Here is a 16,388-nt window from a genome sequence, read left to right as displayed (position 1 = left end):
CCAACTTATATAACATCTCTAAGCCCCCTTCCTGTCAATGCAATAAACACATCTTCCAAATTGCGTGCGTCCTGAGTCGTGTGAATCAATTCCTGAGGTGTCCCCTGAGCGATCACCTTTCCTCCTTCAATAATGGCAATACGATCACACAATTCTTGCGCTTCAATAAGATGGTGCGAAGTATATACCAAGGTCATACCCGATTGGTTTCGCTCTTTCAGAAAATCAAGAATTGCGTTTTTAGACTGCACGTCCACCCCAACGGTAGGTTCATCCAAAAAAAGCAATTTTGGATCATGTAGAATTCCCGCCAATAGGTTGACCCTACGTTTCATACCTCCCGAAAAAGCACCTATTTTTTTATGTGCAAACTTGGATAGCCCCATTTCTGCTAAACCCGCCTCCACCAATTGGTTTAGATTCTTTCCTTTCAAACCATACATCGCCCCAAAATAAACCAGATTCTCCGTAGCGGTCAGCGTGGGATACAATGCATATTCCTGTGGAACAACACCAATCAATCGGCGGATAGCCATGGCCGACTCCCGATAAGAAAGACCAGCAATCGTAAAGCTACCTGACGTAGGCTTGACCAGACCACAGAGCATCGAGATTAATGTCGTCTTACCAGCACCATTCGGTCCCAATAATCCAAACACCTCCCCCTCGGAAATCTGAAGACTGAGATTCTCCACCGAGTAATAATCGCTGTCTTTATATTTCTTAGAAAGACTATCTATTCGAATGATCTCCATATTATCTAAACAGCATTTTTCAGCTTCTTAAAAAAAGCTTCTTCAAGATCCGCCAAGTGAAGCAACTCCGCAGACAATGTATTATATACATCATCTTGATTACTCCTCTTTTTATATACCCGAGAAGCATTTACAGCAAAATCACGCCACAGATCGCCAATCGCTGTCATTTCTTTGGATAAATCGAGTAAAGCAGCATTACTGGTCTTATGTCCCGCTTCCTGCAAGAAAGCGGAGTAAATATAACGGAAACCACCACCACCTGTACCTATCTCCTCCTGCATACGTACCATCTGAGCCAAGTAATAATTGGCCTTCGGTACCCCCACCTTTTGGGGCCACTTGGCAATAGCCTTGGCTACCGTACGCATTCCCCTTACACCGACTATAGGAACAGGAGCCAACATATCATTGCAGGCTTTCCGTATCGACTTGCGAATAGCTTTTACCCAATCAATATCATGCTCAGCAGGTACATAGGTTGGATAATATAAATGCCCTTTCGGAGCCAGTACACCTTTTGCAAAGCGCACCCGTTCCAACTCCTTTTCCGTCAGCCGGTGGACACCTTCCATAGTAGGATCGCTCACGAGATACTCACTGCCTTCCTTACCATAGATGACTAGATTATGGGCATTGAAATGGAACCTATAATCATCCGGAAAATACGGTAGGTGATAGACCCCTACCTGTAATCCCGAAGGGATATGCTGTTTTAGATTCTCATCCAGCTGCTGTTGAGCCTTAGCCGGGCTCGAAAACTTCTTCCGCTCAATCTTAATCCCCAAACGCTTGGCCATACGGCTAAAGATCCACCCCGGCATAGGACGATAACTCAGTCCCGGAGCATTACTGACCTTCAAAAAAGGCAGATAGACATAAAAAATACCTGCCCCCAAGCCAAACACCATAGGCTCAGAGAGATTGAGTCCCTTATCTTTTAATAAGTTTGAAGCCACCCCACTTTCACAATGTGCAGATTGGTGATGTGTAAAATCTAACTGCATTAATCTGCTTTAAAATTCTTTAACTCTGCTACTGTAATATCAAATGCATCAGCATACTTCTGTAACCGATCATCACTCAATTTATTAAATACCGTTGGTCGGAAATGACGCTTAATACGCCATTGCCAAAAACCTGTATACCCCGACAGAACGCCTAAATCCATTCTCGTCAATAACATATAATAATAGACAGGGCTCCGCTTGCCCACCTTTACATCCGCCTTAGCCTGATCGATTTCTGCCTGAAGAACTTCCATCGTGTGATCCTGTACAATGTTTTTCGCTTCCCAGCCTGTACTCAAGGCCGTAGTATATTTGCCATCTTCATCTACAGCATAATACATTTCTCGAGAGCCTTTTTGCACAATCCGGCCACTATCCTGAGGTACTTCCGACTTTTTCATATGTATATAATTTGTTTATTTAATGGCTATCAAAATTCACGCTCCTGTAAGAATAAATTGATCTCAGCCTCTGCTATTTTGTTGCCTTGTACTTCTGCGATAACCGACATGGTACATATGGTATACCCCACACCTTCAAACTGAGAAACCAAACTGGCAGTCGTACGGATACACTCTCCTTTGTCGGGCAGACACGCAATACTTATACTTTTAATCGCAGAGATGAATCCAATAACACGCTCATCGATCTCCGGATCATAATCAGCGGTATAATAGTTTTGTCCCACGATGGACGAACAGGTCTGCGCCATATGTTCTATCAACCCGACCTCCTGTAGCGCGTTGTCCGCCAGAAACACACAGTCAGATTCGATCGTATATTCACATATCACATGCCCTTGACTGATCTCAACAATATAATCTACCATCAACATAGGCTCCCTATGTGGTAAAAACTCATGAATTGGTATTTTGATAGATTCTGTTGTCATATCAAGACGTTGAAGCAATAACTGTTTTCATCTGCGCAGAGCCTATACATTCCTCTGCTATATATGTTTCTATATGCACCAAGGTAACGCCCATAAATTCTTGAACAATCTCCACCCGACTGGTTAACACCTCCCCTAATGAAGGTAATCTGTGCACTTCAGCTTTCTGAATAGAACCGATATATCCAGTAGGCGCTTGTTCGCCACGGATATAGTAACTATAGCCCGTGTGCGCCGCCACCGACTGTGCCATATGTTCTAATAATCCGCTCTCCTGCATGTGGATACCGAGGACAAAAAGATTATCCACCTTTACTTCAAAATCAACAACAACGGTCTCTAAGGTGTATGCAAGTAACCTATCGATCATCACCATAGGAAACCGCTGTGGAATTAACTTCAAGATATCTTCTCCTTGTACCGGAACCATTAGCAAACAGTTAAATAGGCGTAAGAATAGGTAAAACGTGCACTTTCAGGTACACACAACAAAATACGTTGTCCTTTTTGCAAACGTCCGGAATGGACTAATTCTTCTAACATCAGGTACACCGAACCCGCTCCCACATTACCGACAGAACGTAAGTTCATAAACCATTTGTCCCTTGTAATCTCTATTCCTGCTTTCGCAAAGCGATCATAAAGACCGTCTACAAAATAATGTGACGAAACATGGGGCAGTAAGTAGTCCACATCCTCAGGGGTAATACCGTGCTTCTCCATGGCGTCCTTCATACTTTCGACCCCTTTATCCAAAATATATTTATCCAAGAGCTTTGTATCCTGCTTAACAGCAAAAACAGATTGATTAAGCCATTCTACAGAATGATAATCACTGAAGGGCTTTAGATCACCATTAGCAAGCTTGTCAGCCCCAGCGTACATACACACTTCGAGCTCATGTGCGTAAGAGTACCCCTCTATCCATTCGATACGCATCGGGAGAGGTCCTCTTGGCTCATTTTCCAAAAGCATTGCCCCCGCTCCATCAGAAAGCATCCAGCGTAAAAAATCCTTATTAAAAGCAATAATTGGCTGTTCTTCCAGATCTTTAAGATTTTCAACCTCCTTATTATAATGATCGGCCAACATCCAGGAAGACATGCGCTCAGAGCCGGTACATACCGCATTCGCAGTATTTCCAGCCTTTACCGACAGATAACCAAATTTTAGGGCATTCATACCCGCACAACAGTTGCCCGAAGCAGAATTAACTTCCGACTGTCCATTCTTCAACTCTCCATGAACCATCACAGCGTGCGAAGGCATCAAATAATCGGGAGAGGAGGTACCACAAGAAATCAATTGAATATCCGAAGCTTTAAAATCCGCATCCAACAGATTGCGGATAGCATTTGCAGTAAGCAGTACGTTCGTATGTGTAGGCACACCATCTTTTGTAAGCGCATAATACCGGGTCTGTATACCGTTATTCCGTAAAACAATACGCTTAGCTTTAGATTCCCTATCGTTAATTTTACCAAGATATATCTCCATATCCTCATTAACAATGGGTTCATTGGGCAAAAATTTACTTACACGATTTATAAAAACTTGATTCATCTGTTAAATACCTTGATAATGGGCCTTTTCCTTTTTAATTCTAGCAAAATATAAAATCGGAAACAGCAATAATTCGATTAAAAATACAATAGGGGACAGAAAATATACAGCAAAAATCACATAATATTTAAAACAGTTGACCAACACGCTGCGTTTTCTCGGGTTTTTGAGAATCAACGTGGACCAGATATGAAACATCCGATTAGCCTTCTTGTCCATCGAAACTAAGAAAAACCGAAAATCAACTGCCCCCTGGGCCAACAATGATTCCTGCATGCCCCTGAAATCTCCTTCCTTCAATCGCGAAAGAATGGTCTCTCCATATTTGGATGCACCTCTAATCTCCTGATCAGCTACCCCAGGCAGAGGGAATATACCGTAGGCTTTCCGTTTTACTCCAGAAAACAACCAATCTACGATAGTCACCACCGAGATCATATTATGATGTCTATCTGTCAATGCAATATTTCCTACTAATTGAGCACCATTCTGGAGCAATAAAGCTTTTACCTTATCCTGTGCCTTGGCCCACATATTACGGGATCCACTAATGGTTACAACCGGCGTCTCTCCCAAGAGGGTCTTGGCATAATCACTTTTGAGAAAAGAATTAGTCGGAATAGAGGGTGTCAAATACCAAACTTGATAATGAAATAAAATCAGGTCATACTTACGCTCTAAAATATGCGGCGCCGGAGGATGAATCTCTTCCGGAATTTGCTGAAAAGTTTCCGGAAAAACATCAAAAAACACATCCCCTCGCCAAGGAAAAGGAAAAGAATGAACCGTACGAATCTCGTAAAAATCAAGCCTCACATCCGCATCATCCAAAAAAGGACGCGCTATGGATTGAGCTATTTCTTCGAGCTGTCCAGACTGACTGTAGTAAATTACTAAAACATTTTTCATAATTTATGGAGAAGTCCTCTCCTCTCTATTCCAAAAATCAAAGTAGTTAAACCATTGTAACGGATAGCGGGATAAGATTCCCTCCACACTTTTTACATACGCTTCCAATGCAGCTTGTGCATCCCTACGCTTAACTGCTCCTGCACGGCGCGCATAAAGATGGTAATGGCTACTCGTCTCTTTCATGACGTACACAAAGATTATAGGCACACCCAATCTTGATGCCAAATGAAAAGGACCTGCTGGAAAAAAGGCCTTCCTCCCCAATAGCTCCGCTTCCAATACTTTAGACCCTTCAAAATAACGATCTCCCGTAAAACAAATCAACTCGTTGTTAGAAAGCGCATCATTAATATCAAATACATGCGACATATCATCCTTGATGTAGATATGTTTTATAGTAGATTTTCCGGCGATCGTTTGCAAATATTCTTTAATCACGGATACTTCTTGATCTACAGTCACCTGGTTGATCTGAAAGCTGAGATCAAGATCCGAAAAAAACTGCTCCGAAATTTCAAAATTACCAACATGGGCCGAAATCAAGATCCCTCCCCTACGCTCTTGCAAAATTTCCTTAAGAGAGTCTATTCCGTCAAAATCATACGTAAACTGGTTGCGCATACCCGCAGAAATAGCCACTTTGTCAATAATAGTCTGTCCAAACACAAAATAAACACGATATACTTTCCAAAAGGAAGTCCATCTTGAAAATCCCTGACGTTGATGGAGGTAATAGAAGATATTCTTAAAACTCCGGGGGTAGAACAGAAAATAATAGAGCGCTACAAAAACAAGAAGTCCGTAAGCAGTACGGACGCCAAATTTCTTAATAAAGAAAACAAAAATTTTATAGCCAAGGAGTGTTCCTTTCGACCTTCCGTCCCATTGGCTCATCGTTATCTAATTTTATTTTACCGATATTTTATGTGCAATCACGTTATAAAAATCCTGAAAAGTAGTCATCCCTGCAAAATCTGACTCCCCCAATTTGACACCAAAATTAGACTCGATCAACACGACCAGGTCCACATAGTCCAAACTATCCAAATCAAGAGATTCTCGAAGAGGAGCTTCGGGCTGTATCACCTCCGCTTCCACCTCAAATTCCTCCACTAAAATTTCATTTATCTTCTGCTTAATATCCGCGTTACTCATTATTAAATCTCTTAACTACCACCGCTGAATTTGTTCCACCAAATCCAAAAGAATTTGACAAATATATGTCAAATTCTCGTTTTATCGTTGAGGAAACTAAATTTAATTCCTCTAATTCCTTATCTACTTGTTTCAAATTGATATTAGGCGCAATAAAGCCATGCTGCATCATGAGTGTCGAATATACAATCTCGCTTGCTCCAGCCATCCAACATTCGTGTCCAGTCATTGATTTTGTAGAACTCACAAAAGGCTTCCCACCGAATACTTCTAATATTGCTTTCGCTTCATTGGCATCCCCAATAGGTGTAGAGGTAGCATGGGCATTGATATAATCAACATCCTCGGCTCCGATTCCAGACTGCTCCAAAGCACGACGCATAGCCAATGCCGGTCCATCGATATTTGGAGTGGAAATATGTCCACCATTAGAAGAAAAACCATATCCCAGGACTTCTGCAATAATAGGAGCTCCACGTTTTACAGCGGACTCATAACTCTCTAAAATAACCGTAGCTGCTCCTCCACTCGGAACCAATCCTGTACGGCCAGTATCAAAAGGCCGCGACGCCAGTTCCGGATGCTCAACATCCTCAGCAAATACGCCCAGGCCATCAAAGCTAGCCATAGCGTAAGGATTGATTTCCTGTGCACCTCCACAAATAATCATATCCTGGAGGCCTTGCTTGATAAACATATAACCTAAGCCAATAGCATGCGAACCACTCGCGCAAGCCGCACTGATGGTCATATTAATTCCTCTGAGCCCTAAAATAGTAGCTAGATTCATAGTTACGGTGGAGTTCATGGACTTAAAAATAGCTCCTGAACCTATGAGTTGCGTATCTTTTTTGTCACGCACGATATCCGTAGCCTCAATAACGGCTTTAGACACGCTATCATTGCCATACAAAATTCCGACTTCGTTAGTCTCCAGGTAAGTAAGATCAATATTGGCTTGTTGTAAAGCCTCACGGGTAGCTATATAGGCATACTCTGACTCTTCACCCATACTGATTCGCTGCCTACGAGTCAGTTCATTCTTAAGATTGGGAGTAGGAACCATTCCTGTAAGCGGTGATTTAAATCCAAACCCTATTCTAGACTCGTCCACTACAATACCCGATTTCCCCTCGAATAGTGATTGTCTCACCTCTTCCAAGTTTGTCCCTATACAAGAATAGATACCCATCCCTGTAATCACCACCCTTTTACTCATACCTGTCTAAGAATAAATACCACCATTAATATTTATAATTTCACCTGTAATATAACCAGATTTTTTGGATGCTAAAAATGAAATTAAATCTGCAACTTCCTCTGCTTTCCCAAACCGATTGGCCGGAATAAGCTTAACCAATTCCTGCTCATCCATTTCGGCCGTCATATCAGTCTGGATAAATCCTGGCGCAACCGCATTCACCGTCACATTACGCTTAGCAACCTCTTGGGCTAACGCCTTTGTCGCACCAATTACACCCGCCTTAGCGGCTGAATAATTGGTCTGTCCAGCGGTACCCTTAACTCCTGAAACCGAGACCACATTGATGACACGCCCATAACGGCTACGTAACATCTTCTGAATGAAAAAGTTGGTCACATGAAAAAATCCATTCAAAGATATATCCAATACGCTTTGCCAATCTTCTTTTTTCATCCACATAAACAAACCGTCTTTAGCAATACCCGCATTATTAACCACCACCTCAACCACCGCATCAGAGTGATTTTCCATCCAGGTTGTCAACGCGGTATTCACAGCAGTTTCATCCGCAACATCAAATTTCAACACGGCCCCCTTGCCCCCTGCCTCTTCAATTAACCGCAGCGTTTCTCGTGCAGCGGCTTCATTACCCTGATAATTGATTAAGACATAATAGTTTAAATCAGCAGCTAATTTCTGACAAATCGCTCGACCTATACCTCGGGAACCTCCGGTTACTAATGCACATTTCATATGTATATAATTTGTCTTTTATCTGTCATATGGAATATCCAAAGTATATTCATTCGTGTTTGTGCAGTCTGTGCTACATGGATATTTCATATGTGTATAATTTATTCTTTAATAGCCATTAACTTGCCCCGACCAGTCGGGACGGAATATCCAAACTATATTATGCACGGATTGTTGTGCATGCTGCTTCGCGGTCATTCGTATTTGTGCAGTCTGTACTATATGGATATTTCATCATGACGCGTCTTGTTTCATTAAATAATCTTTCACAGATTGGATCGCAGTATACAACGGTTTATCCTCTGAAAAAGCAGGTATTATATTTCTTATCGCTTCATAAAGCTCTTTCGTTGGAGAAGAAACCAGCTCTTGATAGGATAGAATATCAATAGCCTGAGCAATAGATATGAGCTGTATCGCCAAAACCTCGTACGCATTGACTATCACCTTATGTGTAATAACAGCTGCATTGGTACCCATACTCACAATATCCTGGTTATCATTATTGTTTGGTATACTATGTACGTACATCGAATTGGAAAGGGTCTGGTTCTCCGCTGTAGTCGACGTAGCCGTAAACTGAGCACCCTGCATTCCAAAATTAAAGCCCAGTTTCCCCATATTGACAAATGGAGGTAGAATCTCGTTGATCTTGGCGTTCATCAGATAATTCAACTGTCGCTCCGACAACATTGTCAATCGAGTAATAGCCAGTTTCAATTTATCCATTTCTAAGGAGATATAGTCCCCGTGAAAATTACCACCGTGGTATACATTCTGATCTTCCACCGATATGATCGGATTGTCACTGACCGAGTTCACCTCATTTTCCAGGATAACACCGACCTGTTCAATCGTTTCTAAAATAGGTCCCAGAATCTGAGGCACACAGCGTAACGAATAGTACTCCTGCACCTTATCTTTAAAAATTTCCTCCAGGTTATTGCCCGAATACAAATCTTCTTCTCGCTTGCGAATCAATTTAGAATCGGCCAAGTGTGCACGCATCATCGCAGCGATATCCTGCTGTCCTTGATGTTTTTTTACCTCATTTAGGGTATTCGAATAATGGTCATCGTGCGCCTTGACTAATTCGTTCATAATGGAAGACAGCTTCACGGACCAAGACAGGAGCTGCTTGGCGTGAAAATAGTTTACCATTCCCGCCCCCGTCATCACCGAGGTCCCATTAATCAGGGAAATCCCTTCTCGTATTTCTACTGCAATAGGGCGTAACCCCAATTCTGTGAACACCTCCGATGTCGGTCTCCTTTGTTCTTGGTATATTACCTCCCCTTCTCCTATTAATGTCAGGGCTAAATGCGCTAGCTGCACTAAATCACCACTCGCGCCAACACCTCCATGTGCAAAGATAACAGGGGTAATATCGCGGTTAATAAACTCCTGCAGCAGCTCCAATACGGAGATGTGCACACCAGATTTCCCTTTCGAAAGATTGCATAAGCGGGTAAGCATAGCGGCTTTGACAATAGCGGGCGGCAACAAATCTCCAGTCCCCGAAGCATGGCTACGAATAAGGTTGTACTGTAACTGAATGCGATCGGCCTCTTGTATGCGATACTGAGCCATAGGCCCAAAACCCGTATTTATACCATAGATTATCTTATTCTCGATAAATGACTTTAGAAACGAAAAACTCTCTTTAGCCACCTCAACAGTTTCAGCGGCTAAGCCGACCTGTTCGTGATGCAATAATACATTTGCAAACTGATCTAATGAAAGATCTTTATGAATAGAAATCATTAATTTATATACCCTCTTTTTACTTCCAATTTTAGATTATCTTCTTCTGTCAACAAGATAATTAAGTACCTTTGTCAATAGCTGAGTGCAAAAATAACACATTTCTGCTATAATAAAGTCCTTGATCAAAGAGGAATACTAAATAAACAGTTTTATTTAGGTTAAAATTGATTTCTTTAATAGAATGAGTACAAGCGAAGTTGACATTTTGATTATTGGCGCTGGACCTTCGGGCTGTGTTGCCGCTGGATATTTACAGAAACAAGGGGCGAATATCAAAGTCGTAGAAAAAAGTAAATTTCCTAGACTGGTAGTAGGCGAAAGTCTCATTCCTCGTGTCATGGATCACTTTGAAGAAGCAGGTCTTCTAGACAGTCTCAACAAACAAAATTTCCAAAAGAAGCCTGGCGCCCGTTTCATCCGAGGACAGGTGATCAGTATTTTTGATTTCAGCAAAAAATTTGGCGAAGGTTGGGATTGGACCTGGCAAATCCCTAGAGCAGATTTTGATAAGATCATGACCGACACACTGATCGAGAAGGGCGTTGATATCAGCTTTGAAACGACGGTGACAGCGATCTCCTTTGAGGGCTCAGATTCTATAACGACCATTGTGGATAAAGAAGGGAATGAATCACAGATCAAAGCTAAATTTGTAATCGATTCCAGTGGATACGGCCGGGTATTACCAAGATTGCTCCACTTGGACAAGCCTTCAAAACTAAATCCACATTCTGCCATCTTTTCTCATGTCAAAGACATCAACAGACCAGCAGGAGTAGAAGGAACACAAATTTCTTTTGATGTGCTGGATACAGAAGTATGGCTTTGGGTTATCCCATTTTCCAATGGCAACACAAGTCTGGGAATAGTAGCAGACACCGCTTTTATCGAACAGCTCGCAGCAAATGGCGATACCGCTTTAGCGCTAAAAAAGGCAATACAGCTCTCCGATTTCTATGTCAAAAGATTTGCCGGAACCGAGTTCCTCTTTGACCCCATCCATCTAAAAAACTATTCTGCAGCAGTCACTAAAATGTATGGTGATGGTTTTGCTCTCACTGGGAATAGTTCTGAGTTTCTAGATCCGGTATTTTCATCTGGAGTATGCTTTGCAACCGAATCCGGCATACTTGCAGCAAAACTGGCATGGAGAGAGATTAATGGAGAGCAAATAGATTGGGAAAAAGATTTTACACATTACATGCAACGCGGTATTGATGTGTTCACCACGTATGTAAAAGAGTGGTATACGGGCAATCTACAGACACTATTCTTTCATAGACCTGAAAACCTAGATGTTAAGGAGAAAGTATGTGCGGTACTCGCTGGTTACGTCTGGAATGAAGAAAATCCATTTGTCAAAAAGCACAATCGTGTTATCAGGAGTATAGCCTATATGTTGGAAAACAACAAAGAGCTATCCGATAATATTGAGAAAACATACCAATAAAAAAGGGAGGTTTTAAACCTCCCTTTTTCATTTACTTTATCAGCTTTCTGAAATTTATTGCACTCAACCGAACATCTTCTTTACTGTTTTTCCAGTTATATTCATATTCCGCAGAAAGCATACCTTTAAACTTCTGCCGCTTCAATTCATCTATAACAGCCTGCAGAGGTAACTTGCCTGTGCCCCAGTGCACATCGTGAGCATTCTTATTCCCAAACTCATTTAAATCCTTGAAATGGAGATGGACAATATGTCCTTCCAATTGTTTCAAACAAGCCACGGGATCCAAGCCAGAACGCATCCAATGTCCCACATCTGCAGCAGCTCCCATCCGTTTACTTCTGCCTTCGAGTGACTTCAAAACCACCCCCGGATTCCAATATTTTGACGGTTCAGGATGATTGTGCAGTGCCGCTTTGATCTGATATTTATCGCAAAGACCAGAGACGATGTCTAAGTGAGCATCTGAAGGCTCTACAGTCAACACTTTAATCCCCATATCTTTAGCAAAAGCAAAAACCTTCTCCCATTCCTCGGCATCTTTTGCTCCTACTACACCAAAAGCGTGCAGCGTCACGCCCTTTTCCTTTAAAAGTTTTTTAACAAGCCGCCTACCCTCGGGAGACAGTTGATACCCCATCTTTTCTGTACTTCCAGCACCGATAGTTTGTCCGGGAAAAGCTTCGACATAACCTAGATTACAGCTATCCAGCTTGTCTAACGCTTCCGCAAACGAAAACAAGCGAAAAGTATAAGCTTGCGCTCCTAATTTCCATCCAAGGCGCTCTTCAGGCCTATCTTTGGTCGCTTTGCTACTACCAAAGGACAACAAAAATACCCCTAGCACGACGGTAAAGGCAAATAAACTGATCTTTCTCATAAAATTTGGTTTAGATTCTAAAGAATCTAAATTAACCATTAAATATGTTGAGAGCAACTTTCACTCGATTTATCACCTCATTTTTACCAAGAAGCTCCGCAATAAGAAACACATCTGGCCCAAATTTACCACCCACTAACATAATACGGAAAGGCATCATCAATTCCCCGATTTTCATTCCCGAAGCCTGTACACGCTCCTTAAAGAAAGGCTCTAGTACCGTCGATTTCCATTCTATATTTTCAAACTCCAATAAGATATCTTCGAAAAATTTAGTTTTATCGGCATTCCATTTAGGCTTGACTGCATCCACATCATAATTTTCGGGTACCTGAAAAAAGAAAGATGCCTGCCCCCAGAAATCAGAAATATAAGTCATTCTATCCTTTACAGCCGATAAAACAGCGCTAACAGAAGCATCTTCAACTCCACTGACCTCATATTGATCAAAACTCGCCTTCACCAATGGCAAGAGGTCTGCATTATCCATGTTTTTAATCCATTCATGGTTGAACCACTTCGCCTTCTCAAAGTCAAATTTTGCTCCTGATTTGTTGATTCTTTCCACAGAAAATTTCGAAATCAATTCAGACAGTGTGAAAATTTCCTGTTCCGTCCCATCATTCCACCCCAATACCGCCAACATATTGACAAATGCTTCGGGTAAGAATCCCAACTCTCTAAACCCTTTTGTCAAATCCCCAGTCTTCGGATCTGTCCAATTCATTGCATAAACAGGAAAACCAAGACGATCACCATCACGCTTACTTAATTTGCCATTACCGTCTGGCTTTAAGATTAAAGGTAAATGTGCCCATTGCGGCATATCCGCAGACCAACCAAGATATTCCCACAACAATAAATGAACAGGTGCAGATGGCAACCATTCTTCTCCTCTGAAGATGTGTGATATTTCCATCGCCTTATCATCGACCACTACCGCCAGGTGATATGTAGGCATACCGTCAGCCTTCAATAATACCTTATCATCGACCAATCTGGTCTCAAACGAGACACGTCCACGAATCATATCATCAAAAGATACGATATGATCTTCAGGCATCTTAATTCTTACGGTGTGCGGTGCATTGTCTGCCAATAGCTGTTGTGTTTCTTCAACAGATAAGCTAAGTGAGTTACGTAACTCCATTCTATTCTCGTGCGAATAGCGAAAATTAGGCTGTGTCTGTCTTAATGCATCCAACTCCTCAGGAGTATCGAATGCGTAATAAGCCTGTCCCGATGCAATTAATTGCTCTGCATATTGCCTATAGGAAGGCTTACGCTCGCTCTGCCTGTAGGGTCCAAAAGCCCCTGGTTTAGCAGGACTTTCGTCAGGTAAGATTCCGCACCAAGCCAAACATTCGTTAATATACTCTTCTGCTCCAGGCACAAACCGAGTTTGATCGGTATCCTCAACGCGCAAGATAAAATCACCTTTATGCTGTTTAGCGAACAAATAATTGAACAAAGCTGTTCTTACCCCGCCCAAATGCAATCCTCCTGTAGGACTTGGTGCAAAACGCACCCTAACTTTTTTCTGCAAACTCATAATGCAAAATTACTGATTTCTGAATGATTCCTATAGCATAGAATTTGCAAAATTAAAAGGCAATCGATGTTTGCATTGCTATCGGCAGTTACATTTTAAAAGAAATTTTCAATAAAATCAGTATTTTGCATACTGATACACGCGCAAATGAATCCTTATAAGTATAATAAACAGGTCTGGAAAATCGTATTGTTGTTTTTTGCAGCAATGATTGGTATAGCCTCTCTGCTATATACCAATTACTTGGTTAAAAACCTGTCAACATCCGAACGTACCAAAGCCGAAGTGTGGGCCATGAGCACAAGAAGCATCATGACCATGCCTGACGTTGATGACGACTTTATAAGCTTTATCTATGCAGTACGGGATAGTCTATCATTGCCCGCAATCATTACTGACTCAAAAGGGAATATCATTTTCTGGCGGGGTTTGGACAGTACAAAAACGAATATAAAAGAAGAAGAACATAACGAGGGAGTGGTATATGACCCTGATTATTTTCAAAAACAGCTACATATCATGAAGGGCATGCATCCACCTATCATGTTGGATTTAGATACTGGAGAGTCTTGGTTTGTCTACTACAAAGATTCCAGTGCGCTGCAGCAGCTCCGTATATTCCCTTATATACAGCTTTCCCTTATCGCTATTTTCCTTACCATAGCCTACACCGTATTCAACTCCATAAAAAAATCAGAGCAGAATCTAGTTTGGGTGGGTATGGCTAAGGAAGCGGCTCATCAATTGGGAACACCTATATCCTCGCTCATGGGCTGGATAGAACTGATCCGTCTGAAATATGATGCGGAGAATGATGACGTGGTCAATGAAATGGAACGCGATGTAGAAAGACTGGAAATTGTAGCTGACCGCTTCTCAAAAATTGGCTCCACCCCCTCTCTTTCCAATCACAATGTCTATAGGGTTGTCAACGATTTTATCAACTATTTCAAGATACGAACAAGTGACAAAATAGCATTTTTTCTAGAGGGAGATAAACATGTCGAAGCCATGCTCAACGTACCATTATTTGACTGGATAATAGAAAATCTGTTAAAAAACGCGGTAAATGCAATAGGTACAGAGGGTACCATCAAGGTCCTCATTACAGAGAATATTGCAAAAGAGGAAATTTTTATAGACATTAGTGATACAGGAAAAGGTATACCTCGATCAAATTTTGAGACTATATTCCAACCTGGATTCACGACAAGAAAACGGGGCTGGGGGCTAGGATTGAGTTTAACGATGCGGATGGTCAGTTATCATAAAGGACAAATTTTTGTTAAGGAATCAGAAATAGGAAAAGGAACGACTTTCAGAATAATACTAAAAAGCAACTTAAAATATGAACCCACTCAAGTCTGACGAATATCCAGCCATATACGATGATTATATTGAAACCATCGTCGGCGACGTGAAAGAAGAACTCATAAATCAGCTGGAGTCTTTTCCTGATTTCATAAAAGCCATCCCTGAAGAACTAGGAACTTATACCTATGCGGAGGGAAAATGGACCATAAAAGAAATACTCTGCCATATTATCGACACCGAACGCGTTATGTCCTATAGAGCTTTACGCTTTGCCAGGAATGATATGACAGCTCTTGCCTCTTTCGAACAAGACGAATTTGTTGCCAATGGAAGACATAACGAAAGAACTTTTACCAGTATTATCGAAGAATTTATCGCCGTTCGCAAATCTAACTTAATATTATTTGACACCTTTAATGAACATGAGCTGGCGCGGAAAGGGATGGCATCTGACCGATTGATAACTGTACGGGCTTTTATTTACGTAGTTGCAGGACACTTGAATCACCATCGTATCATTTTACAGGAACGATATTTAAAACCTCAGGAATAAAATTATGATTTGGCATAAAAAATATACATTAGAAGAGGTCAATAGTATCTTTGATAAGTACATGACCAAACTATTAGACATTAAAGCTGTCGAAATTCAAGATAATCATATAATCGCCACCATGCCTATTACAGACCACGTACGGCAGCCTTTCGGCATCTTACATGGTGGAGCCTCGGTCGTATTGGCTGAATCTATCGGCAGTGTCGCATCCAATCTAATAATTGATACGGACAAATATGCTGGAGTAGGTCTGGACATCAATGCAAATCACGTCCGCTCGGCATCCCAAGGAATACTCAAAGCCGTATGTTCACCTCTACACATTGGAAAGACGACACATGTATGGGATATAAAAATGTATGATGAAAAAGAAAATCTAATCTGCATTTCTAGACTGACTGTCGCTATTATTGAAAAATCAAGAGTAATATAAAAACATTTTCAACCTTTAATTGTAGTAACATTATATAACATTCATTTATTGGTTATATGATACGGTTTAGGTTATAGAGAGACGTCGCCCATCGAAGTCTCTCTATTTTTTAAGCACTTTACCCGCAATATTGGTTTTAATACTCCTTAAGGCACAAAAAAACAAGCTCTGATCAACCATCCACATACATTT

General features: G+C 41.4%; 18 protein-coding genes. 4 read left to right on the top strand and 14 right to left on the bottom strand.

All coding sequences use genetic code 11. The annotated features are described in order from the left end of the window. Positions 1 to 5: 5 nt before the first annotated feature. From M472_RS37725 to M472_RS37670, 12 genes are all read right to left on the bottom strand, one after another. Positions 6 to 755: an ABC transporter ATP-binding protein gene (locus M472_RS37725; protein ID WP_021071167.1), complete on the bottom strand. Its 750-nt coding sequence runs from the start codon at positions 753 to 755 to the stop codon at positions 6 to 8. A gap of 5 nt (positions 756 to 760) precedes the next feature. Next, on the bottom strand, positions 761 to 1,762 hold the full coding sequence (locus M472_RS37720; protein WP_021071166.1) for a BtrH N-terminal domain-containing protein: 1,002 nt from the start codon (positions 1,760 to 1,762) through the stop codon (positions 761 to 763). Beyond that, a complete protein-coding gene (locus M472_RS37715) occupies positions 1,762 to 2,166 on the bottom strand; it encodes a hypothetical protein (RefSeq protein ID WP_021071165.1) in 405 nt (134 codons plus the stop codon). Before M472_RS37715 ends, M472_RS37720 begins: the two co-directional genes overlap by 1 nt. 29 nt (positions 2,167 to 2,195) lie before the next feature. Further along, complete coding sequence (locus M472_RS37710) at positions 2,196 to 2,657, bottom strand: flexirubin-type pigment biosynthesis acyl carrier protein DarC1 (RefSeq protein WP_022829400.1); 462 nt, start codon at positions 2,655 to 2,657, stop codon at positions 2,196 to 2,198. Between the two features lies 1 nt (position 2,658). Next, positions 2,659 to 3,087 (bottom strand): hypothetical protein, encoded by a 429-nt coding sequence (locus M472_RS37705; protein ID WP_021071163.1) that lies wholly within the window; start codon positions 3,085 to 3,087, stop codon positions 2,659 to 2,661. Further along, entirely contained in the window at positions 3,087 to 4,220 is a 1,134-nt protein-coding gene (locus tag M472_RS37700; protein ID WP_021071162.1) for a beta-ketoacyl-ACP synthase III, read from the bottom strand. The genes M472_RS37705 and M472_RS37700 overlap by 1 nt, the downstream gene beginning before the upstream one ends. 3 nt (positions 4,221 to 4,223) lie before the next feature. Beyond that, positions 4,224 to 5,129, bottom strand: a complete 906-nt coding sequence (locus M472_RS37695; RefSeq protein ID WP_021071161.1) for a hypothetical protein — start codon at positions 5,127 to 5,129, stop codon at positions 4,224 to 4,226. A gap of 3 nt (positions 5,130 to 5,132) precedes the next feature. Continuing rightward, a complete protein-coding gene (locus M472_RS37690) occupies positions 5,133 to 6,026 on the bottom strand; it encodes an LpxL/LpxP family acyltransferase (protein ID WP_021071160.1) in 894 nt (297 codons plus the stop codon). A gap of 12 nt (positions 6,027 to 6,038) precedes the next feature. Beyond that, the gene (locus M472_RS37685) at positions 6,039 to 6,287 is read right to left on the bottom strand and encodes an acyl carrier protein (RefSeq protein WP_021071159.1); all 249 of its coding nucleotides are present in this window, start codon (positions 6,285 to 6,287) and stop codon (positions 6,039 to 6,041) included. Then, a complete protein-coding gene (locus tag M472_RS37680; RefSeq protein WP_021071158.1) occupies positions 6,280 to 7,506 on the bottom strand; it encodes a beta-ketoacyl-[acyl-carrier-protein] synthase family protein in 1,227 nt (408 codons plus the stop codon). Before M472_RS37680 ends, M472_RS37685 begins: the two co-directional genes overlap by 8 nt. 6 nt (positions 7,507 to 7,512) lie before the next feature. Then, positions 7,513 to 8,244, bottom strand: coding sequence for a 3-oxoacyl-ACP reductase FabG (gene fabG / locus M472_RS37675; RefSeq protein WP_021071157.1), 732 nt, complete (start codon positions 8,242 to 8,244; stop codon positions 7,513 to 7,515). Positions 8,245 to 8,478: 234 nt separating this feature from the next. Continuing rightward, entirely contained in the window at positions 8,479 to 10,008 is a 1,530-nt protein-coding gene (locus M472_RS37670; protein ID WP_021071156.1) for an HAL/PAL/TAL family ammonia-lyase, read from the bottom strand. A gap of 184 nt (positions 10,009 to 10,192) precedes the next feature. On the opposite strand from M472_RS37670, the gene M472_RS37665 reads away from it, so the two are divergent. Further along, on the top strand, positions 10,193 to 11,461 hold the full coding sequence (locus M472_RS37665; protein ID WP_021071155.1) for an NAD(P)/FAD-dependent oxidoreductase: 1,269 nt from the start codon (positions 10,193 to 10,195) through the stop codon (positions 11,459 to 11,461). 31 nt (positions 11,462 to 11,492) lie between these two features. Here the strand turns inward: M472_RS37665 and M472_RS37660 are convergent, their stop codons facing one another. Beyond that, positions 11,493 to 12,341: a sugar phosphate isomerase/epimerase family protein gene (locus M472_RS37660; protein WP_031301875.1), complete on the bottom strand. Its 849-nt coding sequence runs from the start codon at positions 12,339 to 12,341 to the stop codon at positions 11,493 to 11,495. A gap of 31 nt (positions 12,342 to 12,372) precedes the next feature. After that, a complete protein-coding gene (gene gltX / locus M472_RS37655; protein WP_021071153.1) occupies positions 12,373 to 13,893 on the bottom strand; it encodes a glutamate--tRNA ligase in 1,521 nt (506 codons plus the stop codon). A gap of 147 nt (positions 13,894 to 14,040) precedes the next feature. Between gltX and M472_RS37650 the strand changes: the two genes are divergently transcribed. From M472_RS37650 to M472_RS37640, 3 genes are read left to right on the top strand one after another with little or no spacing between them, the layout of a single operon-like run. After that, positions 14,041 to 15,261 carry a sensor histidine kinase gene (locus tag M472_RS37650; RefSeq protein ID WP_021071152.1) on the top strand — a complete coding sequence of 407 codons (1,221 nt, stop codon included), beginning with the start codon at positions 14,041 to 14,043 and terminating at the stop codon, positions 15,259 to 15,261. Beyond that, positions 15,242 to 15,760, top strand: coding sequence for a DinB family protein (locus M472_RS37645; RefSeq protein ID WP_021071151.1), 519 nt, complete (start codon positions 15,242 to 15,244; stop codon positions 15,758 to 15,760). The genes M472_RS37650 and M472_RS37645 overlap by 20 nt, the downstream gene beginning before the upstream one ends. Before the next feature lie 4 nt (positions 15,761 to 15,764). Further along, entirely contained in the window at positions 15,765 to 16,196 is a 432-nt protein-coding gene (locus tag M472_RS37640; RefSeq protein ID WP_021071150.1) for a hotdog fold thioesterase, read from the top strand. Positions 16,197 to 16,388: the final 192 nt, after the last annotated feature.

This window comes from Sphingobacterium paucimobilis HER1398, from assembly GCF_000416985.1.
In the GTDB taxonomy this organism is placed as follows: Bacteria; Bacteroidota; Bacteroidia; order Sphingobacteriales; family Sphingobacteriaceae; genus Sphingobacterium; species Sphingobacterium paucimobilis.
Note: the sequence above shows the minus strand (reverse complement) of the source record. Positions and strands in the feature narration are given on the sequence as shown.